Source organism: Oerskovia turbata, from assembly GCF_000718325.1.
Taxonomy (GTDB): domain Bacteria; phylum Actinomycetota; class Actinomycetes; order Actinomycetales; family Cellulomonadaceae; genus Oerskovia; species Oerskovia turbata.
Window position 1 is genome coordinate 1 of sequence record NZ_JOFV01000001.1, and the last position, 23379, is coordinate 23379.

23 protein-coding genes and 1 riboswitch are annotated in these 23379 nt (G+C 70.8%); of the genes, 9 read left to right on the top strand and 14 right to left on the bottom strand.

Going from position 1 to position 23379, the window contains the following annotated elements; genetic code table 11:
• Positions 1-677: 677 nt before the first annotated feature.
• Positions 678-1661 carry a nucleotidyltransferase family protein gene (locus IE95_RS19905; protein ID WP_084689627.1) on the bottom strand — a complete coding sequence of 328 codons (984 nt, stop codon included), beginning with the start codon at positions 1659-1661 and terminating at the stop codon, positions 678-680.
• The gene (locus IE95_RS19910; RefSeq protein WP_084689628.1) at positions 1651-2706 is read right to left on the bottom strand and encodes a DUF262 domain-containing protein; all 1056 of its coding nucleotides are present in this window, start codon (positions 2704-2706) and stop codon (positions 1651-1653) included. Before IE95_RS19910 ends, IE95_RS19905 begins: the two co-directional genes overlap by 11 nt.
• Positions 2707-3323: 617 nt before the next feature.
• Here IE95_RS19910 and lepB point away from each other — a divergent pair.
• Complete coding sequence (gene lepB / locus IE95_RS0100010; protein WP_129429455.1) at positions 3324-4187, top strand: signal peptidase I; 864 nt, start codon at positions 3324-3326, stop codon at positions 4185-4187.
• 54 nt (positions 4188-4241) lie between these two features.
• On the opposite strand, the gene IE95_RS20940 is transcribed toward lepB, so the two are convergent.
• Entirely contained in the window at positions 4242-4544 is a 303-nt protein-coding gene (locus IE95_RS20940; RefSeq protein ID WP_240666181.1) for a hypothetical protein, read from the bottom strand.
• Here IE95_RS20940 and IE95_RS0100015 point away from each other — a divergent pair.
• Both IE95_RS0100015 and IE95_RS0100020 read left to right on the top strand, forming a co-directional pair.
• Positions 4543-5511 carry a polysaccharide deacetylase family protein gene (locus IE95_RS0100015; RefSeq protein ID WP_084689629.1) on the top strand — a complete coding sequence of 323 codons (969 nt, stop codon included), beginning with the start codon at positions 4543-4545 and terminating at the stop codon, positions 5509-5511. The genes IE95_RS20940 and IE95_RS0100015 overlap by 2 nt on opposite strands.
• A 3-nt stretch (positions 5512-5514) precedes the next feature.
• A complete protein-coding gene (locus IE95_RS0100020) occupies positions 5515-5982 on the top strand; it encodes an NUDIX hydrolase (RefSeq protein ID WP_030143919.1) in 468 nt (155 codons plus the stop codon).
• Positions 5983-6081: 99 nt separating this feature from the next.
• Here IE95_RS0100020 and aztD read toward each other — a convergent pair whose 3' ends face one another.
• From aztD to IE95_RS0100045, 5 genes are all read right to left on the bottom strand, one after another.
• On the bottom strand, positions 6082-7359 hold the full coding sequence (aztD, locus tag IE95_RS0100025; RefSeq protein WP_030143920.1) for a zinc metallochaperone AztD: 1278 nt from the start codon (positions 7357-7359) through the stop codon (positions 6082-6084).
• A gap of 185 nt (positions 7360-7544) precedes the next feature.
• Complete coding sequence (locus IE95_RS0100030) at positions 7545-8882, bottom strand: glycosyltransferase 87 family protein (RefSeq protein WP_240666182.1); 1338 nt, start codon at positions 8880-8882, stop codon at positions 7545-7547.
• Between the two features lie 165 nt (positions 8883-9047).
• Positions 9048-10238 (bottom strand): acetyl-CoA C-acyltransferase, encoded by a 1191-nt coding sequence (locus tag IE95_RS0100035; RefSeq protein WP_030143922.1) that lies wholly within the window; start codon positions 10236-10238, stop codon positions 9048-9050.
• Between the two features lie 75 nt (positions 10239-10313).
• The gene (locus IE95_RS0100040; protein ID WP_030143923.1) at positions 10314-11549 is read right to left on the bottom strand and encodes an acyl-CoA dehydrogenase family protein; all 1236 of its coding nucleotides are present in this window, start codon (positions 11547-11549) and stop codon (positions 10314-10316) included.
• Between the two features lie 90 nt (positions 11550-11639).
• The gene (locus IE95_RS0100045; protein WP_036570230.1) at positions 11640-12251 is read right to left on the bottom strand and encodes a TetR/AcrR family transcriptional regulator; all 612 of its coding nucleotides are present in this window, start codon (positions 12249-12251) and stop codon (positions 11640-11642) included.
• Between the two features lie 81 nt (positions 12252-12332).
• On the opposite strand from IE95_RS0100045, the gene IE95_RS0100050 reads away from it, so the two are divergent.
• Genes IE95_RS0100050 through IE95_RS0100060 form a run of 3 tightly spaced genes read left to right on the top strand, consistent with a single transcriptional unit; the run spans position 12333 to position 14445 of the window.
• The gene (locus IE95_RS0100050; RefSeq protein ID WP_051702512.1) at positions 12333-13364 is read left to right on the top strand and encodes a TIGR03571 family LLM class oxidoreductase; all 1032 of its coding nucleotides are present in this window, start codon (positions 12333-12335) and stop codon (positions 13362-13364) included.
• Positions 13361-13906, top strand: coding sequence for a flavin reductase family protein (locus IE95_RS0100055; RefSeq protein ID WP_129429454.1), 546 nt, complete (start codon positions 13361-13363; stop codon positions 13904-13906). The genes IE95_RS0100050 and IE95_RS0100055 overlap by 4 nt, the downstream gene beginning before the upstream one ends.
• Complete coding sequence (locus IE95_RS0100060; RefSeq protein WP_030143927.1) at positions 13903-14445, top strand: methylated-DNA--[protein]-cysteine S-methyltransferase; 543 nt, start codon at positions 13903-13905, stop codon at positions 14443-14445. Before IE95_RS0100055 ends, IE95_RS0100060 begins: the two co-directional genes overlap by 4 nt.
• 7 nt (positions 14446-14452) lie before the next feature.
• On the opposite strand, the gene IE95_RS0100065 is transcribed toward IE95_RS0100060, so the two are convergent.
• The 3 genes from IE95_RS0100065 to IE95_RS0100075 form a co-directional block, all read right to left on the bottom strand.
• A complete protein-coding gene (locus tag IE95_RS0100065; RefSeq protein ID WP_030143928.1) occupies positions 14453-14872 on the bottom strand; it encodes a VOC family protein in 420 nt (139 codons plus the stop codon).
• A 167-nt stretch (positions 14873-15039) separates the two neighbouring features.
• The gene (pnuC, locus tag IE95_RS0100070) at positions 15040-15771 is read right to left on the bottom strand and encodes a nicotinamide riboside transporter PnuC (RefSeq protein WP_051702514.1); all 732 of its coding nucleotides are present in this window, start codon (positions 15769-15771) and stop codon (positions 15040-15042) included.
• Between the two features lie 174 nt (positions 15772-15945).
• Positions 15946-16071, bottom strand: a riboswitch (FMN riboswitch).
• A gap of 119 nt (positions 16072-16190) precedes the next feature.
• Positions 16191-16970: a TetR/AcrR family transcriptional regulator gene (locus IE95_RS0100075; RefSeq protein WP_030143930.1), complete on the bottom strand. Its 780-nt coding sequence runs from the start codon at positions 16968-16970 to the stop codon at positions 16191-16193.
• A gap of 168 nt (positions 16971-17138) precedes the next feature.
• Here IE95_RS0100075 and IE95_RS0100080 point away from each other — a divergent pair, with 168 nt between their 5' ends.
• Entirely contained in the window at positions 17139-17732 is a 594-nt protein-coding gene (locus IE95_RS0100080; protein ID WP_030143931.1) for a hypothetical protein, read from the top strand.
• 18 nt (positions 17733-17750) lie between these two features.
• On the opposite strand, the gene IE95_RS0100085 is transcribed toward IE95_RS0100080, so the two are convergent.
• Together IE95_RS0100085 and IE95_RS0100090 are read right to left on the bottom strand one after the other, a co-directional pair.
• Positions 17751-18395 carry a DUF1684 domain-containing protein gene (locus IE95_RS0100085; protein WP_030143932.1) on the bottom strand — a complete coding sequence of 215 codons (645 nt, stop codon included), beginning with the start codon at positions 18393-18395 and terminating at the stop codon, positions 17751-17753.
• Between the two features lie 59 nt (positions 18396-18454).
• On the bottom strand, positions 18455-20008 hold the full coding sequence (locus IE95_RS0100090; RefSeq protein ID WP_030143933.1) for a SulP family inorganic anion transporter: 1554 nt from the start codon (positions 20006-20008) through the stop codon (positions 18455-18457).
• 217 nt (positions 20009-20225) lie between these two features.
• Here IE95_RS0100090 and IE95_RS0100095 point away from each other — a divergent pair, with 217 nt between their 5' ends.
• On the top strand, positions 20226-20648 hold the full coding sequence (locus IE95_RS0100095; RefSeq protein WP_030143934.1) for a MerR family transcriptional regulator: 423 nt from the start codon (positions 20226-20228) through the stop codon (positions 20646-20648).
• Between the two features lie 193 nt (positions 20649-20841).
• The gene (locus IE95_RS0100105; RefSeq protein WP_084689679.1) at positions 20842-22026 is read left to right on the top strand and encodes an APC family permease; all 1185 of its coding nucleotides are present in this window, start codon (positions 20842-20844) and stop codon (positions 22024-22026) included.
• Between the two features lie 74 nt (positions 22027-22100).
• On the opposite strand, the gene IE95_RS0100110 is transcribed toward IE95_RS0100105, so the two are convergent.
• The gene (locus IE95_RS0100110; RefSeq protein WP_084689630.1) at positions 22101-23312 is read right to left on the bottom strand and encodes a class I SAM-dependent methyltransferase; all 1212 of its coding nucleotides are present in this window, start codon (positions 23310-23312) and stop codon (positions 22101-22103) included.
• Positions 23313-23379: the final 67 nt, after the last annotated feature.

A 23379-nucleotide genomic window follows, 5' to 3' on the forward strand; every position in this document is an offset into this window, starting at 1 on the left:
TGCCTACCTGGCTCCAGCACTACAACCTAGAACGACCCCACCTCGGCATCGGCGGCCTACGACCCATCGACCGAGTCAACAACGCAACGAGTCAGTACACCTAGGTGGGAGTGCTGCACGAAGTGCCGGACAGTCGCACCTTAGCGGCACGACCGAGCAGTGCCCGTTTCGATCCCGATCAAGGCGGCGGTGCCTCTTGAAGCCGAATCGCCTTATCTACTGTGTAGATCCACCTGGGCACATTCTCCTCGAAGGTCTCGCGACTGAACTTCAGATCGTGCATCCAGAGCCCTGCCCGCCCAGGTGACAAGTCGCTGCGAACTGACGGTCTCGACGCCGGAACGTCGACAGCACCTACCAAATCGCAGAGGTGACCCCGTCACAGGGGTGTGCCATTACAGCGAGCGCGGGATACGAAGCCACCCACTTGGTCGCTTTGGAACGCCTGCGTACTGACTGCTGTCTTTGAAGCAATAAAACTCACGAGACCGTCCGGCGATATGCGCTGACGGGAGACCAATGGCGATCCGGAGGGCCTGGAGTCGTCTCGCACAAAGGTCCGTCACAACAGGACCCTCGTCACGGTCCGCTTTAGGAGCGTCCAGGGGCGAGTCGTGTGGTGCCCGAACCTGGTGGACGTGATCAATCGCGCTTGCGCGCTTGCTATAACTAGGGTACTAGTCATTGTCTGCGCGTTCCGGAAATGCAAACTGTTTTGTAAATCCCTCCCTAATGCCTAGAAGCTCGAATTCTGAGGATGGAACTACGACGTGCTTTCGGGTATGGCCTGGCGTATCCGGCCTACTCACGAAACTAACTACGTACTGGAAGTAGCTGACGCTCACAGGCGTAAGGGAGCCGCCACGCAGGTCAAACTCAATCGCGTCGAGGAGTTCGATCACGCCGGCAGAAAGGTCCGAACGCTGGTATGATTTCACCAGAGATACCACGTTATCCGCAAATCTGTTCCAACTGCGTGGAGCGGCGACTTCGTCTAAAAGTCCTTCCTCAACGAACATTCGGAACCGCTTTAGTACAGCTTCGGCTGCGTCGGTCTCGGGCCACGGTGAAGATCTCACCTGACTCGATGCCGCGTCGAATGCGGCGATCATCAATTCGATCTGCTCAACGCTGGCCTTCAAGTGTGCAGCGAGGCGCAGTCGTTTCCAATCCGCATGCTCCCCTTTGTAGACCAGATCATGAGTAACCTTGCCCCAGGCCCACTCGAATGCGGTTACGATCTGAACTTCGAAGACTAGTTCTCCGAACCCAGGTTGCTTCTCTGATGCGACTTCGGGCTGGACGTTTCCATACCATCTCAGCCCGTCGAATCTGAAGGTGGATGGATCCTTCCTCGTGGACCAGCGGGCGCGGACCTCGCTCCTCGAGAAGGCGCCATCGAGAAATGCCAGGACTGCGTCTTCGTGCTCCACGAGTGGTACGACGATGGTAGCGGCGTATAGGTCGTTTACTTCAGACCAGGAGTTGAACCTCCCCGTGTCAAGTTTTTCGGCAAGCGACTCTTCGTTTTTTACTCGATCCAGGAATAGGTAGCCGTTCCTCTTGGCCATTGGGCGGAGAGTCTTCTGAACGTAGCGCTCGACCTCGCGAACCACCGGTAGGGCTTGGTTGTACGCGGTCCGCACGGACTCAGGCGTCACCTTGGTCCTGCTTTGCAAGGATTACGTTCTTCAAGATGCGGATGCGGTCGCGCCGTTGTGCTGCGTCATTTGATGCAGACCTTGCCGCGTCGTAGTAGCGGCGCCCGTCCTTGTCGCCACTTCGAGAGTCTTCACTGCCAACCTTGACCATGAAGGCTGTGAGTCGCTCGATCACAGTCGACGGTTTGGGTAGTTCATTATCGCGCTGCAATTCGAGGACGGTGCCGTAAAGCGAATAGAAGTCCGCCTGGTTGCGCAATCTCTTGGTATCGGGGTTGGCGAGGATGCCTTCTTGGAGCCCCTTTAGTGCCTGTATTGTGTCGCGGAACTCTTGTTCGACTTCCGACTGACGCTCCCATTCTTCTTCTTTTGCGCTGTAGGCCGCATCTAGGTCGTCTTGGGACTGGCTGGCGACGCCGTTCTCGGTGAGTAGCAATAGTTGTGCAACAAACTCGACGTCCTTCATTTGGCGCCGCGACTGTGTTGCAACACGGGGAAAGTCCTTGGCCAGTTCCTCTTCCAAGTATTCGGCAAGGCGTTCGGTTGCACCAACAAATTGGCCTGAGTACTTCGCGTGTCGAAGTTCTTGACGGGTAAGGCGGGCAACATTCTTGTTAATTCGGTCAAATATGTTGCTCAGAGTGCCCTCATCCGTAGAGGGGAGTTGCTCGATTGAGAACTGGTAGCGATAGAAGTCGCGCTTCTCATCGGACGTAAGATCTGAGAAATAGGCTCCTCGGAGCCGTTCAACGGTTGCGGACTCGCTAACCGGGAATGCGCCTTCCAGAAACTCAATTACAGCCGACAATCGCTGTTTTCCGTCAACCACAGAGTACTCGGTTGTCCCGTCGTCCTGGATGTCCTCGTATAGAAAGATCGCAGGTGCCGGATATCCAAGAAGGACTGTGTCAATAAAGTAGTCTTTGTAGGGTTGTGACCAGACGCTCCGCCGCTGGTACGGCGGGTCGAGCTGTAGTAGGCTGCGCTTATAGAGATCCCAGAACCATGCAATCGATTGCGTCGTTAGTCTTCGGGTAGTTGCCATGTCTCCTCGGTCCTGTGCGCTGCCTTGACCTGTGACTATAGCGGAGCACTCTCGTGCGCACGGGGCCAGCTCTGAGGGCGTTGCCGACCGACTGAAGTTGCGGTTTCGTAGCACTTGACGATCAGGGGCGCCCGCGTCGTGGCCTGCGCTTCGCTCGCTGCGCGCGCTTAGGGAGCGCGGGCGTGCTCGGGACGCTCGACCACATCGAACGGCTCTCCTGAGTCTTCGCCATCGCGACGACGAACTCTCCCGCGTCGATTTGCCCGGCCGCCCAGCGAACGCCTGCTTCAACACAATTCTCGCGCTGCACCGTTCGGGCCTCGACGAGCGGTACGTATTGCCGAAGCGGGACTTGGTGCACGGGCTCGGACCTGCGCGAGGTCGCGCGTCGGGCGGTGCTCGAGCTGGGGACGTCGTTCGACGAGCGGGCGCTGCGGGACGTCGCCACGTCGGGACGGTGGAAGCCTCAGGCGGACGTCGGTCAGTACCTCTGACCGGTTCGCCGGGTTGTCGTCGGTCGCCGTCGCGCATCGCCGCAGACGCTCGCGCCGTCGCGACATGTCCGGTCCGCCCGAGATGAACCGGCCGGTCGTGCCCATTGGTGGAAGAGTGTCCCCGTGACCTCGAACGACGCCGACAGCGCAGACGACCAGCCGAGACCGTCCGGTGCGTTCGCCGCAGCCCCCGACGTCGACTCGGTCTTCCCCGCGCGGCCGGCACCGGACCCGGCCGACCCGGCTGGCCCGTCAACGCCCCAGCAGCCCGGCGACCTCGACGCGGAGCACGAAACGCACCAGGACCCCGCCCCCACCCGCCGCCCCTGGTCGTTCGTTCGCGAGGTCGGCATCATCGTCGTCGCGGCGCTGATCATCTCGTTCCTCATCAAGACGTTCCTGGTCCAGCCGTTCGTCATCCCGAGCGAGTCGATGGAGGACACGCTCATCGAGGACGACCGGGTCCTGGCGTCGCGCCTCGTCCCGCGGTTCCTCGACGTGCACCGCGGCGACGTCGTGGTCTTCAAGGACCCGGGCGGCTGGCTTGCGAGCCAGCCGCAGAACGAGTCGACGGGGCTGGTCAAGGCGGGGGAGACGTTCCTGACGTTCATCGGGATCCGTCCGGTGGACGCGAACGAGCACCTCATCAAGCGGGTCGTCGGCGTGCCGGGGGACCATGTGACGTGCTGCGACGCGCAGGGTCGGGTGTCGGTCAACGGTGTGCCGATCGACGAGACGTACATCAAGGCGGGTTCGGCCCCGAGCGAGGTCCCGTTCGACGTGACGGTGCCCGAGGGGCACCTGTTCGTCCTGGGCGACAACCGTCAGAACTCGGGGGACTCTCGCTACAACACGGACAAGCCGGGGCAGGGGTTCGTGCCCATGGAGAACGTGGTGGGCACCGCGGTCGCGAAGGTGTGGCCGCTCGACCGGGCCGCGTTGATGCGCAACCCCGGCAGCGTGTTCGAGGACGTCCCGGCGCCCTGAGCGGACTCACCCGCCCGACGATCCCGCCGCCCGGGCGCTCCGGCCCCGCATCCCCTAGCGTGAGGGCACTGCCCGCACGCAGAAGGGACTGCCCGTGTCGTGGAGCTCGGCCCGACCTGTCGGGGGACTGCGCCGTGCGGCGCTCGGGGCGACGGCCGCAGCGGTGGCGCTGGTGGTGGTCGCGGGCTGCACGGGATCGCCCTCGGCGTCCCCGGGCCCGACGCCGGAGCGCCCCTCCGCGGGCGCCTCGCCGTCGGAGCGGACCACGCCGGCACCCGCACCGGCCCCCAGCCCGACATCAACACCGACACCCACGCCCACCCCGACTCCGACGCGTGCCGCGTCGAACGTGCCCATGACGCGTCTCGCGCCGGGCGAGAACCCGCCGCAGTTCGTCATCTTCTCGTTCGACGGCGCCGGGTGGCACGACCGCTGGACCGAGTTCCGTGAGGCGGCGGCACAGGTGAACGCGCGGTTCACGGGGTTCCTCACGGGCATCTACCTCCTCACGGACGACCACCGCGACGCCTACACGGGTCCGGGGCATCCGACGGGCAAGGCGTCGGTGAGCTTCGGGGGTGACGCGGCGACCGTGACGACGCTCGTGGGCGACCTCAACGCGGCGTGGATGGAGGGGCACGAGATCGGGACGCACTACAACGGGCACTTCTGCGCCGACAACCCGCCGGGCGGGGCGTCGTGGTCCACGGCCGACTGGAACAGCGAGCTCGACCAGTTCTTCGGGTTCTGGAACGGCTGGCAGCAGATCGACGGCCTGCAGGGCACGCCGCCGCTCGCGATCCCCGCGTCCGAGGTCAAGGGTGGCCGGACGCCGTGCCTCGAGGGGAGCTGGGACCAGATCGCCCCCGCGTGGGCGGCGCACGGGCTGACCTACGACTCGTCGATCCCGGGCAGCGGCATCGCGTGGCCCAGGCAGGAGTACGGCGTGTGGGAGTTCCGCATGCAGACCACGAGCTCCCCGTCGCTCGGCAGCGTCATGGCCATGGACTACAACTTCTGGTACAAGTTCAACAAGGCTCAGAACCAGCCGGAGCGGGCCCCGGAGATCCGGGCCGCGGTCCTCGACACGTACCGCCACATGTACGACGCGGCCTTCACGGGCAACCGTGCTCCGGTGCTCGTGGCGAACCACTTCAACCAGTGGAGCGGCAACGCGTTCAACCCGGCGGCCAAGGACTTCATGCTCGAGACGTGCGGCAAGCCCGAGACGATCTGCGCGACGTACCAGGACGTCATCGCCTGGATGAACCTGCAGGACCCGGCGGTGCTCGCAGAGCTCCAGGCCCGCCCGGCGGTGTACTGAGCCGTGGTCACGAGCGCGGGGCTCCTGCTCTACCGGGTCGCGGACGACGGCGCGGTCGAGGTGCTGCTCGGCCACATGGGCGGGCCGTTGTGGGCCCGCAAGGACGAGCGCGGGTGGACGATCCCCAAGGGTGAGCACGCCCCCGGCGAGGACGCGCACGACGCCGCGGTGCGCGAGTTCACCGAGGAGCTGGGCTCGCCGCCGCCCGACGGCTCCGAGGTCGACCTGGGCGAGGTCCGGCAGCGCGCGGGCAAGACGGTCCGGGCGTGGGCGCGCCGCGCCGACCTCGACGTGAGCACCGCGGTGAGCAACACGTTCGAGATGGAGTGGCCGCCGCGCTCGGGCCGCCGGGCGACGTTCCCGGAGCTGGACCGGGTCGCGTGGGTGCCGCTCGCGCGGGCGCGCGACCTGGTGGTCGCGGGTCAGGTGAGCCTGCTGGACCGCCTCGAGGAGGCGCTCACGAACCCCTGAGGTGCCCGACGACGGAGCGCGCCCCGGGCGACCACCTCTCCGTCGTGAGGTGGCCGCCCGGGGCGCGCGGCGCCGTCGGGCAGGGGGGTGCGTTGGCGGCTAGCCTGCGAGGCCCGAGACGCCCGTCAGCTCGTTGGGCACGACGTCGAGCGTGGTGCTCGCGTAGACCTCTCCGGACTCGACGTCGACCGCGTGGACGGTCTTGGTCGCGGGGTCGGTCACGTACGCGGTGTGGTCGAGCACGAAGAGCGTGGGGCGCGGTGCCTGCCAGTCGTCGGGCTCGGTCCAGGCGCCCGTCACGGGGATCGTGCTGGTGATCGCGCCCGTCGCGGGGTCGATGACGCGCAGCGACCCGTCGGTCCCGAGGACGAGGGCCTCGCCGTGCGGGCCGCGGCCGAGCGAGCGGAACGAGTAGCTCGCACCGGTCTCGACCAGGGTGATCTGCTTGCTCACGGTGTCGACGAGCGAGACGCGCGTGGGGCGTTCGAGCTCGGCGTCGGGGTCCGCCTTGTAGTCGCCGAGGACGACCGCGGACTCCTCGGACCCGGCCTGGTTGCCGATGCGGCCGTACGCGTCGGCCGACGCGATCTTGGTCAGCTCGCCGCCCGCGTAGACGACCACGCCGTCCTCGCAGCCCACGACCACGGCCTCGTCGGACGCGACGGCCTCGCCGTGCACCCCCGGGCAGGCGTCGGTGCGCGCGATCTCGTGGTGGCCGCTGTCGAGGACGACGACGCTCGACCGGGCGTCCTCGGTGCCGTCGGTGACCAGCAGGTTCCCGTTCTCGAGCTCGACCGCGACGCCGTGGTGAGGCGACGGGGTCGTGTACGTGGTGGTCTTCGGCGTGCCGTCGGCGAGGTCGTGCGGGTCGAACGACTCGACGAGCCCCGAGCCGTCGTTGAACAGGACCGTGCGGCCCGCGTGGCGGACGACGTGCCCGGGGTGGTTCGCGGCGAACTCGACCTTCGTGAAGGCCGGGTCGGACGTGTAGAAGTGCGAGTGGTTGCCGTGCGCCTCGCCCCACGTGCCGAGGTCGAGGACCCGGAACGCGTCGCCCGCGGAGACGATCACGTGGCGTTCGTCGCCTGCGGGGTTGAGGCGCGTGAAGCCGTCGACCGGGAGGTCGGCGACCTGTTCGAGGCTCGTGCCGTCGAGCACGACGACCCCGCCGTCGTAGGTCAGGGCGATGCGCGGGGTGTCGGTCGCGGCCTCGGTCCCGTGGCCGCCCTGCTCGTGCTCGTGCTCGTGCTCGTGGTCGTGCTCTGCCGCGTCGGACGCGGCGGGTGAGGCCTCGCCCGTGGCGCAGCCGGCGAGGACGGCGGCGGGCAGGGCGAGGGCGATCCCCAGGGCGAGGCTGCGGTGTCTGGTGCTGGTCATGGCGTCACGGGACCCTGACGGGTCCCACCGTCCTTCCGGTAGGTGGATGGGTTCCGACGCAGGAGCGACGGACCTCGCACACCGTAGCAGAGAATGAGAATCACTCTCATTCTCAATCGACAGGGGTCCGCTCGACGTGCCGGAACGTCCGGCGCGCTGCTGACGACCTGCAGTTCTCCGGGGGGCTACGACGCCGGCGGTGCCGACGGTGCCTGCGGTGCGTGCGGTGCCGACGACCCCGCCTCGACGGTCGGCGTCGCGCCCTGCGGCACGCGGCGTCCCCGCTGGACGAGCCGGACCACCGCCCCGACGAGCAGCACGACGAGCGCGACGTTGCGGACCGCCGCGAGGAGGACGATCCACGGTGTGCCGACCGTGAACTCCCAGTACGCGACCGGGTAGAGCACCTGGGTCAGCACAGCGGTGCCCAGGACGGCGAGGGCGGGAGGCGACCAGACCGGCCGTGCGCCCGGCCCCGCGAGCGCGATCGCGACGGCGACCGGGGGCCCGATCCACGCGACGAACTGCGGCGAGCCCACCTTGTTGAACACGATGAGGCTCAGCAGCAGCGCCGTCACCGCGAGGAGGAACACGTCGGTGCGGGCCTCGGGCCGGCGGCGGACGGCCCACCAGGAGGTCGCGGCGATCGCCACGACCGCGAGGGGCAGCAGCACGTCGAGGAGCCTGCCGGTCGTGCTCGTGCCGGGACCGAGGATCTCCAGGGTGCGGATGTCGGGGTTCATCCAGACCCGCCACTGCGGATCGACGAGCCGCAGGACGCTGAACGGCGTCGCGAACACCGACTCGGACTGCAGGCCGCGCGAGTCCTGCGTGCCGAACACCCCGAGGACCCGGGCGCCCGAACCACCCGCCAGGGCGAGCGCGACGACCACGACGCTGACCGCCGCGCCGGGCAGGATCACGGTGCGCCACGGGCGCCTCGCGGTCGTCAGGAGTGCGACGACCACGGCACCCGGCGCGATCTTGACCCAGGCGCCGAACGTCGCGATCGCCGTCGCGACAGCGGGCCGGCGGACCGCGACCGCCAGCGAGACGACCAGCAGCGCCCCGGCCACGCCGTCGAGGCGCCCCAGGAAGATCGGCCCGAGCGCGACGAGGAACAGCAGCCACCACCAGGCCGCGACCCGGCCGCGCCCCGGCAGGCGCGCGAGGAACCAGAGCGCGACCGCGTCGAGCACGACGACCAGGGCCAGGAACTGCGCGTAGTACGCCTCGAACGACGTGCCGACGACGGCGGGGGCCGACACCGGCAGCAGGGCCCCCACGGGGTACACCCAGTCGTAGTCCAGCACGGGCCAGATCCCGCGGTCCCAGCCCGCACGGGCCCAGTACCAGTAGAGCTGGACGTCGCCCGAGATCCGGTACCCCCAGGTCAGGGCGTCGACGATCAGCCAGGCGTGCACGAGCGCGAAGCCCGCGACCAGGGCCCAGGGGGAGCGCAGCATCCAGGCGAGGAACCGGCGTCCGGTCGAGAGGGGCCGGGCGGCGGTGGTCTCGGGCACGGGCTCATCGTCGCACGACGGCGCCACGCACGGAGGGAGAGCAGGGCGCCGTGGACGGGGGCGCCGTCGGGCACGAAGAAGCGGCCCGCCCGGACGGAGAGGAGGCCCGGGCGGACCGCTGGGTCGCGCGGTGAGGCAGCACCGCGCGACGCGAGGAGGAACGACTCAGGCGCGCAGGATCAGCGCATCCCCCTGACCGCCGCCGCCGCACAGCGCGGCGACGCCCACGCCGCCCCCGCGGCGCTGGAGCGCGAGGGCCAGGTGCAGGGCGAGGCGCGCGCCCGAGGCCCCCACGGGGTGGCCCAGGGCGATCGCGCCGCCGTCGGCGTTGACGACCGCGGGCTCGACCCCGAGGTCCGCGATCGACTGGAGCGCGACGGCCGCGAAGGCCTCGTTGATCTCGACGAGGTCGAGCTCGTCGGCCTTCATGCCCTCGCGTTCGAGCGCACGGGTGATCGCGCGCGCAGGCTGGGAGTGCAACGAGTTGTCGGGGCCCGCGACCTGGCCGGCCGACCGGATCTCGGCGAGCCAGGTGAGGCCGCGCGAGACCGCGAAGGCCTTGCTGACGACCACGACCGCCGCGGCGCCGTCGGACAGCGGCGACGAGGACCCGGCCGTGATGGTGCCGTCCTTCACGAACGCAGGACGCAGCCCCGCGAGCGCCTCGACCGTGGTGCCGGGACGGATGCCCTCGTCGTCGGCGACGACGACCGGCTCGCCCTTGCGCTGCGGGACCGTGACGGGCGCGATCTCCTCGGCCAGGCGGTCCTCCGCGCGGGCCGCGGCGGCGAGGGCGTGCGAGCGGGCCGCGTACTCGTCCTGCTCGGCGCGGCCGATGCCGCGCGTCGCGCAGCCGCGGTCGGTGGCCTCGCCCATGATCTGGCCGTCGAACGGGTCGCGCAGGCCGTCGTGCGTGAGCGAGTCCGCCATGGTCACGTCGCCGAACGCGAAGCCCTTGCGCGAGCCGAGCACGAGGTGCGGCGCGTTCGTCATGGACTCCTGGCCGCCCGCGACGACGACGGACGCCTCGCCCGTGCGGATCAGGCGCGCCGCGTCGATGATCGCGGTCAGGCCTGACAGGCACAGCTTGTTGATCGTGACGGTCGGGACGTCCCAGCCGATCCCGGCGGCGATCGCGGCCTGGCGGGCGGGGCCCTGCCCGCCGCCCGCCTGGATGACCTGACCCATGACGACGGCGTCGACGTCGGCCGCCTCGACCCCCGCCGCGTCGAGCGCTCCGCGGATCGCGTGCGCACCCAGCTCGTTCGCCGACAGGGACGCGAGCGCGCCCTGGAAGCGCGTGAACGGCGTGCGCGCGCCGTGCAGGAGGACGGGGACGTGTGCGTCGTTGCTCATGAGGTGCTCCGTGGGAAGGGTCGAGGTCGGGCGGGTGCGGCGCTCCCGGTACGGGGGAGCGCCGCCGACGAGGGGCTACGCGAACGCGGAGACGCCCGTGATGTCGCGGCCCACGATGAGGGCCTGGACGCTCTCGGTGCCCTCGTACGTGTGCAGGGCCTCGACGTCCGCGAAGTGCCGCGCGACGCGGTTCGCGAGCAGGATGCCGTTGCCGCCGAGCATGTCGCGCGCGCTCGCCGCGATCTCGCGGGCGCCGCGGGTGCACGTGTACTTGGCGATCGACGCCTGCGGGCCGCTCAGCGTGCCCGCCTCGTCGAGGCGCGTCATCTGCGCGACGAGGAGCTGCATCTGGGTGAGGGTCGAGAGCATGCGGGTCAGGCGCTCCTGGACCATCTGGTTCGCGGCGAGCGGGCGCCCGAACTGGACGCGCTGCTTCGCGTAGGCGACGGCCGTCTCGTAGCAAGCGGTCGCATGCCCGACGGCGGACCACGCCACCCCGAGGCGCGTCGCCTGGAGCACGCGTGCGGTGTCCTTGAACGACCGGCCGCCCGGGAGCATGGCCGAGGCCGGGACGAAAACGTCGGTCAGGACGATGTGGGCCTGCCAGATCGCGCGCAGCGAGACCTTGCCCTCGATGGTCGTGGCCGCGTAGCCCGGGGTGTCCTGCGGGACGAGGAACCCGTGGACCTGCTGGTCCTCGGTGGACCGCGCCCACAGGACCGTGACGTCGCCGCACGACCCGAAGCCGATCCACTTCTTCTCGCCGTCGATCACGTAGCCCTCGACGCCGTCGCGGGTCTCGCGGCGGGCCGTGGTCTCGAGCGAGACCGAGTCCGAGCCGTGCGTGGGCTCGGTCAGGGCGAACGCGCCGAGCTTCTCGCCGCGCGCGAGCGGGCCGAGCCACGCGGCCTTCTGCTCGTCCGAGCCGAGGAGCTGGATCGAGCGGAGCGCGAGGCCGCCCTGGACGCCGCAGATCGTCGCGACCGAGCCGTCGCCGCGCGACATCTCCATCTCGGCGAGGCCTGCACCCATGAGGCTGATCGGCGGCGCGCCGGGGACGTCGACGCCGTCGCGCAGGAAGTCGAGCTCTCCCATGCGCTTGGCCAGGCCGAACGGGACCTCGGCACGCTCCCAGTACCCGTCGATCACGGGCAGGACCTCGTCCTGGACGAACGTGCGGACCCGCTGCTGAAGGTCGCGGTCTGCGGGGGTCGCGTCCGAGAACGCGCCGGCGTAGTCGATGTCGAGGGGCTGCGAGAGGTCGTAGTCCGGCTCGGTCACGGTGCGGCGGACGGGGTTCTCGATCGTCATGGGGGTGCTCCCGGGGCTCGGGCCGGACGTCGGTGTCGGGCGATGCTCCCATGGTGCGTGATATCGCGTCTCAGGTCAAGAGACGGAGTATCAGTCCCCTTGTCTGGCCGCCTCGACGAGGACCGGCAGGTGCTGTGCGGCGAGCCGGAGCGGCTCGTCGTCGCCCGAGACGCGGCTCAGCAGCTCGGCGCCCTCGAGCGTCGAGAGCACCGTGCAGGCCAAGGAGTCTGCGGCGTCGTCCGGGAGCCCGCCGCGGCGGAGCTTGTCGGCGATGAGGGCGCGCCAGTCGCGGAGTGCGTCGTCGGAGGCCTGCTGGAGGAGGGGGGAGCGGCCGATGAGCTCGAGCGCGGTCGCGGCGACGGGGCAGCCGTCGGTCCACTCCGACTCCCGCAGGGTGTCGGCGAGCAGGAGTGCGCAGCTCGCGACGGCCTCGGCCGGGTCCTCGGTGCTCGCGAGCCCCTCGCGGAGCAGCCGGGCGAAGTCGTCGGCGCCGAAGCGCAGGGCCTCGGCCGCAAGCTCCTCCTTGCCGCCCGGGAAGAAGTGGTAGAGCGACCCGAACGTGGCTCCCGCGTCCGTGGTGATCCGCTTGATGCTCGTGGCCTCGTAGCCCTGGCGCTGGAGCAGGGAGGCGGTCGTGGTGACGAGTCGGGTCCGGGTGTCGGGCGCGGTGGAGGTCTCCGTCGTGCCGTCGGGGCTGCTCATGCCTCAAGCGTACCCCCTGTTAGAACGATCGTTCTAGCGTCTGCTACGGTCCACTAGAACGATCGATCTAGTGGAGGCGTGATGCAGCAGCACCCAGGACCGGGCACCGACCCGAACCCTCTGACCCAGGAGCACCCGGGATTCGCCCGGATGTTCGCGCCGGGACGGCTGACCGTGGGCCTGTTCCTGCCGCTCTGGCCCTACGCCGGGGACATGAGGGGCATGGCCGGCCAAGGCGAGGTCGTCCGCCGTGCCGACGAGTCCGAGCTTGCCGCGCTGTGGGTCCGGGACGTCCCGCTGAACGTGCCGGGCTTCGGTGACGTCGGGCAGGTCTACGACCCGTGGACGTACCTCGCCTGGCTCGCCGCCCGCACGAGCAGGCTCTCCCTCGCCGCAGGCAGCGCGGTCTTCTCGCTGCGCCACCCGATCGACCTGGCCAAGCAGGCCACCTCGATCGACCACCTCAGCGGCGGACGGCTCGTGCTCGGGGCCGCCTCGGGAGACCGAGGGCAGGAGTTCCCGGCGTACGGGCTCGACCTCGCGACCCGGGGGAAGCGGTACCGCGAGGCCGTCGAGTGGTTCCGGGCGCTGACCGAGTCCACGAGCCCGACCCTCACGGGCGACCTGGGGCATCTCGACGGGAGCGTCGACCTGCTCCCCAAGCCCGTCGTCCGCCGGGTCCCGCTCGTGGTCACGGGCTCGTCGCAGCAGACGCCGCAGTGGATCGCGGACAACGCCGACGGCTGGCTCGTCTACCCCGGGGCGACCGTCACCCAGGACGGACCGGCCGCACTCGGGCGCAAGATCGCTGCCTGGCGCGAGCTCGTGCCGGGCGGTGCGTTCCGCCCCGTCGCGACCAACGAGTGGCTCGACCTCGTCGAGGACCGGAGCTCCAGGCCCACCGCCTTGCGGGGCGGGTTCGTGCTCCGCACCGGGACCGACGGGTTGCTCGACCTGCTGCAGCGCTGGCAGGACGCGGGCGTGAACCACGGCGCGCTCGGGGTCCAGCACGGTGCTCGCCCCGCGTCCGAGACCGTGCAGCAGATCGTCGAGGAGGTCGCCCCGCACTTCCCTGCGCTCCTCGGACCGGCGCCCGAGGCTCCCGTGTGGTGACCCGTCAGGTCGGCGGGACCCCTCCGGTCGGCGCGCCAGTTCCGGTCGGCGCGCCCGCGGACGCGCTCGCGACGTCGTTCCACGGCGCGATGCGCCGTTTCCCCACGGGCGTCACGGTCATCACGACCGCCACGGCGGACGGGCCCCACGGCATGACGGCGAGCGCCGTGCTGTCCGTCTCGCTCGATCCGCCGACCGTCCTCGTCTCGCTCGACCACCGCTCCCGCACGTGCGAGATCCTGCGCAGCCGGGGCGCGTTCGCGGTCAACGTGCTTGCCGACAGTCAGCACGAGGTGGCGAGCCTGTTCGCCCGCTCGGGCGGGGCCGAGGCGTTCGACGGCGTCGACTGGCACGTGCTGCCGGGTACCGGGACGCCCGGCCTGGCCGGCGTCGTCGCCTCGCTCGACTGCCGTGTGGTCGAGAGGTTCGACGTCGCGGACCACCAGATCGTCGTCGGTCGGGTGGTCGGCGTCCACGGGCGGCCGGACGTCGAGCCGCTCGTCCACCTCGACCGTGCCTACGGGACGGTCGTGCGGAGGTGAGCCGCGCCGGGACGAGCGACACGGCCGCGGGCTCGGCTACGGCCGCGACGGCCGAGCGAGTCGGGACTCCGGTCGGCCCGCTCTGGGTCGTCACGGAGGGTGAGGTGCTCGTGCTCGCGGGCTTTGCCCCCGACCTGGAACAGGTCACGGGCGCGCTCGGGGTGCCGACGGTCGCGGCGCGGGTACGGACGCGGCAGGAGGGGGCGAGCCGGGCCGCAGCAGCTGTGGCGGCCTATCTCGAGGGCGACCTCGGGGCGCTCGACCGCGTCGCGGTGCGTCAGCCCGGCACTCCTCGGATGCAGGACGTCTGGCGCAGGCTCCGCGCGGTCCCCGCAGGCGCCACGACGACCTACGGGACGCTACTCCCGGAGGCGCCTCGCCTGGCCGCGAGGGCGTGCGCGGTGAACCGTGTGACTCTGTTCGTCCCGTGCCACCGCGTGCACCGGGCCGACGGCCACCTGGGCGGCTACACGTGGGGGCTGGAGGTCAAGACCTGGCTGCGAGACTTTGAGGCCTCGTCCCCTACGGGAGGTTCCTGACGCGGCCTCAGCCCTGCGCGGCCGCGATGTTGACGAGCCAGCCCACGCCGAACCGGTCGACGCACATGCCGAACGCGTCACCCCACGGCGCGACCTCGAGCGGTACCGTCACGGTCCCGCTCGACGACAGCCTGTCCCAGTAGCCGCGCAGCTCGCCGTCGTCGGCCTGCTCCCCGCTGAGCGACACCGAGATGCTGGAGCCCGACGTGTACTCCATCGAGCTCGGGGTGTCGGCGGCCATGAGGACCAGGCCGTTCGGCGCCTCGAGCTGGGAGTGCATGACCTTGTCGGCGTCGGCCGGGTCGTCGGCAGCCTGGAAGTCCGCGAACGTGCTGATCGTCAGCTCGCCACCGAACACGTCGCCGTAGAACTCGATCGCTGCACGGGCCTCGTCCCGGAAGTTCAGGTATGGGTTGAGTCGAGTCATGGTGTCGCCTTCTCCGTCGAGATCGTCCGCCTTGCCGCGTCGTCCCGGCTGCGGCCTGCCCTCGGGCCTGCGCCGGCCCGGACGTGGTGCGCCCCGCGCGAGCAGGGGCGCACCTTCGAGTATCCGCCCGGACCAACGGGACGCAAGAGGTGACGCGAAGGGCCTGATCAGGCCTGCCCGCCGGACGAGGCGGTGGGAGACGCAGCGGGCGAGGCGCCTTCCCGGAGCAGCGCCTTCGAGCGCCGGTCGATGCGCCACCACACGAAGAACCCGACGAGCGTGAACGCGCCGTAGAACACGTACATGAACGCCGACGCGTAGAACCCGGCGTCGATCAGCAGCGGCACGCCCACGATGTCGACCGCGACCCAGATGAGCCAGAACTCGACCCAGCCCTTGGCCATGCCGTACGTCGCGAGCAGCGAGCCCATGAAGATCCAGGCGTCGGCCCACACGGGCTCGTACGACTCCAGGGCACGGAAGAGCGGGGTCAGCAGCGCGGTCCCGGCCACGAGCGCGACGACCAGGAAGACGCGCTGGCGCCACGTCGCCCAGCGCGGCTCCACGGCCACGCCGTGGCTGTCGGCCTCGGCCTCGCCGAGGCGGTCGCGCGTGCGGCGCCACTGCACCCACCCGTACACCGACACGACGACGAACATGACCTGCCGTCCGGCCTGGCCGAGCAGGTTGACGGGGTTGGGCGTCGCGAACACGGCCCCGAGGAACACCGTGAGCAGCAGGAGGTTCCCGACGATCCCCACGGGCCACGCCCAGATCTTGCGGCGCATGCCACCGAGCGCGGACGCCAGCCCGAACCCGTTGCCCACGATCTCGCGCCACAGCAGGTGCTGGTCGCCGATCGTGAGCTGCGCGTCGAAGAGCGCGTGGATCAGGTCCATGGGGTGTTTCCTCGTCGTCCCGGGCGCGTCGGCTCCGGGGTGAGGGCGGGCGGCGGGTCGGCGCGCCCTCCCGGGCTTCCCGACGGCGTCGCTCACCACGGCCGGACCGCTACCGCCGGTCGTGGGCGGGCTCGACGGATCGTCGTGCCCGACCCGGCCGGGGACGGCCGTGCCGCACGTGCTTCCTCCCATCCGGACTTTCACCGTCGGTCCTGGAGTTCCACCAGGTCAACCGCGCGTGGGCGCGGGTCGCGGACTGTCACCGCCGGCTCGGAATTGCACCGACCCCGGAGCACGTTCGTGCGTACTGCTTGCTGTGTGCTGCAACCGCCGATGCTACCCGGGCATTCCCCGGGGCCCGTCAGCGCGACGCTGAGTGCATGATTCGGCGGCGACACGCCCGGCGAGTCGCGGCCGAGTCACGCACTCAACGCGTCGCGGACCGCTCGCGCGACCTCGTCGGGGTCGGCGTCCGCGTCGAGCACGGTCACGACCACACGCCGAGCGGGTGCGTCATCGGTCCGTGCGGCGCCGTCCTCCGAGCCGCGCGCGGGCGACGTGGACGCGGGGGCGGGCTCCGCCGTCGGGCCGACGGGGTTGCGGGCCGCGCGACGCAGGTCCGCGAACGCCTCCTCGAGCTCGGGGCGCAGGTCCTGGTCGGGGTCGCGCAGCCAGCGGCGCAGGATCGCGTTGTGCACCGCGACGACCGACGCCGCGAACGCGACCGACGCGGTCGAGTTGCGGGTGTCCGCAGGCAGCGAGTCGCGCAGGTAGGACGTGAACGCGCGCTCGTAGCGGTGCGTCGTCACGAGCTCGCGGTCGCGCAGCGCAGGCACGTCCTGCAGCAGGCGGTGCCGTGCGACCGACGTCTCGCGCTGGCCCACGTGGTGGTCGAACACGAGCCGAGCCGCCCGGCACACCTCGACGTACGGGTCGACGTTCTCGAGCTCCTCGGGCGTCACGCCGCGCGCCGCGGGACGCGTCTCGCCGAGCAGGACCACGACCGCGTCCAGGAGCAGCTCGTGGTCCGCGAAGACCACGTCCTCCTTGGAGCGGAAACGGCGGAAGAACGTGGCGCGGCTGATCTGTGCGGCGTCGGCGATGTCCTCGACCGTCGTCTGCTCGTAGCCCTTGCGGGTGAACAGCTCGATCGCCGCGTCCACCGCCTGCGCGTGCGTGTTGCTTCGTGCGGCACTCATGGACGCCGACGCTACACGCCGCGCGCGGCAGCCGAGCAGCGGCGGGGGGCGGTGGGCGCGCTGCGTTCGTCAGGTGGTCGGCGGAAGGTCGCCGCGCGAGAGGCCCGACGGCGTCGCTACAGTGACGAGAGAGGCGGCGGCAGGCGGTGCGACCGGGAGGCGACGCGGATGACGGACGGCGACGAAGCCAGGGCGAGCGACCCCGACGAGGGACGCGTCGAGGGCGGTGAGAGCACGGCGCGCTCGTGGAAGAACGTCGACCACCACGCCCAGCGGGACGCCATGAGCGACCGGTTCGCGCGCGGCGGCCCGGCGGACTTCCTCTACGGGGCCGTGGTGTCCGGATTCATGCTCGCCGTCTCCAGCACGCACTCCGCGTCGGACGACTTCGTGATCCTCGCGGTCGCGGGCGTCCTCGTCGGGTACTGGGCCGCGCACGTGTACGTGTCCGCGATCGGTGGCCGCTTCCGCGACTCCGACCACACCATCGCCGAGCGGCTCAGGCTCGCGGCGTCGGAGGAGGTGTGGGTGCTGATCGGCGGGGTGCCGGCGCTCGCGGTCTTCCTGGTCGGCAGGGTGTTCGGGCTCGGCGTCACGGACTCCGCGCTGATCGCGCTGTGGTTCACGGTGCTGATGCTGGGAGTGGTCGGCCACCTCGCGGCGCACCGTGCGGGTGTGCGCGGCTGGGCGCTGACCGTGGAGACCGCGGTCGCGGCCGGGTTCGGGCTGCTCATCATCGGGTTGAAGACGCTGCTGCACTGAGGTGCGGTGGCGCCTTGGCTACGGCGAGCTGGTCAGCTCACCGCACGCCAGCTCGACCGCGAGCGTGTTCCCGGGCGGTGCGAGCGGGCACGCCCACGCCGGGTCGTACGCGCACGACGGGTTGTACGCGAAGTTGAGGTCGACGACCAGGGGCGCGACGCCGTCGGGCCCCGGACGGGTCGACGCGGACCCCAGGTCCGCGCCCTTGATCGTGTCCAGCAGGTACCGCCCGCCGCCGTACGTCGCGGTCGACCGGTCCTTGACCGGCACGAACAGCCCGCCGCCGTACGACCGCAGCGCCCACACGTCGAGCGACCCCAGGCCCGGGAGGTCGAGGCGCCCGACGCGCTCGAACGGCACCACGCCGTCGGTGCCCGTGGGGACGTCGAGACGGGCGGCGTCGGGGGTGCCGCACGCGGGGTCGGGTACGAGCGGCACCTCGAAGCGCAATGCTGCGTCGTACGGGGCGACCGGGACCCCGGTGAAGGTGGGGCGGTCCTCGGGCAGGATCGGCGACGCCGGGTGCTCGGCCAGCAGGGCGTCTCGCGACGCCACCCAGCACTCGTGCGCGGCGGCGGGGTCCTCTGCCGCCAGGTCGCGGACGTGCGCGTACAGGTGCTGGACGCGGCGGCGCCAGTCGACGACGTGCAGCTCGGTGATCATCTGGCCAGGGTGCCAGCCGGGGCGCCACCCGGCACCCTGTCGGACGTGGTCGGCGGTCGCTAGTGACCGGCGCCGAGGTTGCCGGCGAGACGGCCGTGACGTGCGGCGCTGTCGGCGTTCATGCCGACGATGGTGACCGTCTTGCCGCGGGCTGCGTACTTGGTGGTGATGGCGTCGAGCGTCGCGACGGTGGAGGCGTCCCAGACGTGGGCGCCGGTCATGTCGATGACGATGTTCTTCGGGTCACCGGTGTAGTCGAACTGGTAGACGAGGTCGTTGGAGGAGGCGAAGAACAGCTCGCCCTCGACGGCGTAGACGCGCTGGTCGTCGGCGTCGGAGGCGTCCAGGCGGGTGACGGTGGTGAAGTGCGCGACGCGGTGGGCGAACAGGACCATCGCGACCAGGACGCCGACGACGACGCCGTAGGCGAGGTTGTGGGTCGCGACCGTGACCGCGACGGTGGCGATCATGACCGCGGTCTCCGACTTCGGCATGCGCTGGAGGGTGCTGGGCCGCACGGAGTGCCAGTCGAACGTGCCGACCGAGACCATGATCATGACCGCGACCAGGGCGGCCATGGGGATGATCGCGACGACGTCGCCCAGGCCCACGACGAGGATCAGCAGGAAGACACCGGCGAGGAACGTGGAGATGCGGGTGCGCGCCCCGGAGACCTTCACGTTGATCATGGTCTGGCCGATCATCGCGCACCCACCCATGCCGCCGAAGAAGCCGGTGATGATGTTCGCGGCGCCCTGCCCCCACGTCTCCCGGGTCTTGTCGGAGTGCGTGTCGGTGACGTCGTCGACGAGCTTGGCCGTGAGCAGGGACTCGAGGATCCCGACCAGGGCCATCGCGAGGGCGAACGGGGCGACGATGCGCAGCGTCTCGAGGTTCAGCGGGACGTCAGGCAGGAACAACGACGGCAACGATCGCGGCAGCTCACCCTGGTCGCCCACCGTGGGGACGGTGATCGCGGCCAGCACGGTCGCAGCCGTCAGGAGCACGATCGCCACCAGCGGGGCGGGGACGACCTTGGTCCAGCGCGGCATCAGGACCATGATGACCAGGCCGACCGCGACCAGCGGGTAGACCATCCACGGCACGCCGCGCAGGTGCGGGAGCTGGGACAGGAAGATGAGGACGGCGAGGGCGTTGACGAACCCGACCATGACGGAGCGGGGGATGAACCGCATGATCTTCGCGATGCCCAGGAGGCCCAGGACCACCTGGAAGACGCCCGCCAGGATCACGGTCGCGATGAAGTAGTCGATGCCGTACTCCCGAGCGACCGGCGCGATGACCAGGGCGACGGCACCGGTCGCGGCCGAGATCATCGCGGGGCGCCCGCCCAGGAACGCGATCGAGACGGCCATCGTGAACGAGGCGAACAGGCCCAGGCGCGGGTCGACCCCCGCGATGATCGAGAACGCGATCGCCTCGGGGATCAGCGCCAGGGCGACGACCAGGCCCGCCAGCACCTCGGTCTTGAGACGCCGCGGGGACCTCAACGCGGCCAGCACGGAGTGCGCCTGGTCGGCCTCGGGGGCCCCGGTCGAGGGCTGTGGGTGAGGGGCGGGATCGGGCAGGGACGCCCGGGGCTCGTCGGACACGGTGAGTGTCTCCGTTCAGGTGCTCGGGGCGCGCGAGAGCCCCACGGCCCGGGCGCACGGCCCGGCCCAGATGGACAAGACAGGGGGCGCGCAACGGTGCGCACGAAGTCGAGGGTGGGCCGACGTCGGCAAGGGGGCGCTCGCGCCGACCCGGAACCAGACTCTACCCTAACGTGAGGGTAGAGTTGGCGGCGGAGAATCAGGGGAGACTGGACGCATGAGCGAGCACAGCACGACGACGACCGGCGAGGCCACCATGCACATCGGGGCCGTCGCCGAGCGCACCGGGCTCTCGCTGCGCACCCTGCGCCACTACGACGAGGTCGGCCTCCTGCGCCCGTCCGGGCGCACCGACGGAGGCTTTCGCCTCTACACCGAGCCCGACGTCGAGCGGCTCCTGCTCATCCGCCGCATGAAGCCCCTGGGCTTCACGCTCGAGGAGATGTCCGACCTGCTCACCGTCGTCGACGAGATCGCGGCCGCCGCGGGCGACCGGTCACCCGCGCTCGCCCAGCGGCTCGAGGGCTACATCACGGCCGCGCAGACCCGCCGGGAAGAGCTCGCGCGCACGCTCGACATGGCCGACGAGTTCATCACGCTCCTGCGCGACCACCAACCCCACGAGGAGACCCGCTCATGAAGAGAACGTCCCTGCTCTGGTTGGCCGTCTGTGCCGGAGCCATCGTCGCCACCCTGCTCGTCATCTCGCTCCTCACGGGCTAGGGGTGTCGCCAGGATCGCAGGAGTCGCTGGACGACTCGCCGACGGCGCTGGTGACGAGCCTGAAGCGTTCCCTGGGACTCTTCGACGCCGTGGTGATCGGGTTGGGCTCGATGATCGGAGCGGGGATCTTCGTCGCACTGGGTCCTGCGGCCGACGTGGCGGGATCGGGGCTGCTGCTCGCGCTCGCCGTGGCGGCGGTGATCGCGTTCGCCAACGCCACGTCCACGGCCCGGTTGGCGGCGTTGTACCCGGCCTCGGGCGGGACGTACGTGTACGGGCGCGAGCGGCTGGGACCGTTCTGGGGCTACCTCGCCGGGTGGGCGTTCATCGTGGGCAAGACGGCCTCGTGCGCGGCGATGGCCCTCACCGTCGGGCTCTACGTCTGGCCGCAGCACGCCAACGCGGTCGCCGTGGCTGCGGTCGTCGTCCTGACGACGGTCAACTACCTCGGGGTGCAGAAGGCCGCGTGGGTGACGCGCGGCATCGTGGCCGTGGTGCTCGGGGTGCTCTGCGCCGTTGCCGTCGCATCCTTCTCGGGACCGGCTTCCGCGCAGTGGACCCCGCTGGGTGACGCCACCGTGACCGGGGTGCTGCAGGGCGCAGGCCTGCTCTTCTTCGCGTTCGCCGGCTACGCCCGCGTCGCCACTCTCGGCGAGGAGGTGCGCGACCCGGCTCGCACGATCCCGCGGGCTGTCGTGATCTCGCTGGGTGTCACGCTCCTGCTCTACGTGCTCGTCGCAGGTGCAGCACTCCGGCAGCTCGGTCCCGAGGGCCTGGCTGCTTCACCCGACCCGCTCGTCGACGTCGTCCGCCTGGCCGGTGCACCGTCGTTGGCCCCCCTGGTCCAGGTCGGTGCCGGCGTCGCCGCTCTCGGAGCGTTGCTCGCCCTGATCCTCGGTGTGTCTCGCACGACGTTGGCGATGGCCAGGGACAGCTACCTGCCCCGGTCGCTGGCCGTCGTGCACCCGCGCTTCCAGGTCCCGCACCGGGCCGAGGTCGTCGTCGGTGTGATCGTGGCGCTCGTGGCAGGTACCAGCGACGTGCGTGCGGCGATCGGGTTCTCCTCGTTCGGCGTGCTGGTCTACTACGCGATCGCCAACGCCAGCGCGCTGACGTTGACGGCCGCGGAACGCCGACCTCCCCGGGCGGTCCCGCTGGTGGGCCTGGTCGGGTGCCTCGTCGTGGCGGCTCTCCTTCCGGGGGCGTCGGTCCTTGCCGGGGCGGGTGTGCTCGCCGTGGGGGCTGTCGCGTTCGCCCTGACCCGTGGTCCGCGTCGGCGGTCCGGCGCCGGCTGACGTCCCGCGCGCCCGTCCCGGGACGCGGCGGCCCAGCGGCGTCCCAGGGCACCTCAGCGGCGGCCCAGGGCGGCTCAGTGGTGCAGCCGGTAGAACCGGAAGAAGCCGAACCCCTCGATCGGCAGCACCTCGACGCGCTCGAACCCGGCGTCGAGCGCGTACCGTTCGAGCGTCGCGGGCCGCATGACGGTGCCCGTGCCGACCGACGGCGACGACGACAACCCGTCGGGCAGGCACACGAACTGGCTGAAGCCGTACATGAGCCGCTCCACCTCGTCTCCTGGCGCGGCGAACTCCTCGGCGACGGCCTCGTCCATGACGACCACGGCGCCGTCGGGCAGGACGGCGCGCCGGACGGCGGACAGGACCTCGACCGGGCGCGGCATGTCGTGCGTGCACTCGAACGCGAAGGCCGCGTCGAGCGGCACGTCCGCGGGCAGGGCCGCGGCGTCCGCGGCATGGAACACCACGCGGTCGGCGACGCCCGCGGCGTGCGCGTTCGCCCGGGCCATGTCGACCGAGGGGCCGTCGACGTCGTACCCGTCGAACCGGGCCTGCGGGTAGGCGCGTGCGAGCGCGACCGTCGACCACCCTGCCCCGCAGCCCACGTCCGCGACGCGCGCGGTGGGCCGCGACAGGACCGCGTGCAGGTCCGGCGCTCGGCTGAGAGCCCCCGCGAGCTCGTGCTCGAACCACGGCCGGTTGAGGTCCGCCTGCGCCTCGCGCGCGTCCGCGCCGAGCCGCTCCCACGACACCCCGCCACCGTCGCGGTACGCGTCGAGGAGCTCGTCGAACGTCCGCCCCACGGCCGCGAAGAGCCGCGGCAGCGGCGCCAGGTACGCGAGGCTGTGCTCGTCGGTCAGCACCTCGGCGGGGCCGGGCGGCAGGGCGTAGCGTCGCCCGGCACCACCCGGCGTGCCCGACGGCGGAGCGTCACCCTGCGCGGGCCCCCGTGCGTCGGGTGCCACGAGCGTGAGGATCCCCGCGACCGCCTGGCCTTCCAGCCACTCGCGTGCGTAGCGCTCCTGCGTCCCCGTCCGGGCAGCGAGCTCGGCCGTGGTCGCGGGCCCGTCGGCCGCGAGCGACCGGTACCAGCCGAGCCGGTCACCCAGGTAGACCGAGAAGACGTCGAGGGCGCCGAGCGCCGACGTGAACAACCGCTCGGCGAACTCGTCGGCCCCCGACCCCTCGCCCGACGGGCCGCCGGGGGTGCCGGGGCCGCTCGGGCCACCGGGGCCACCGGGGCTGCCGGGGGTGCTGACCGGGACCTGCGGTGTCGTTGACATGACTGCTCCGTCCGTCGAGGACGCGCTGCCCGCGGTCGTCGTCGACGCGCGGACGCACGGACCACCT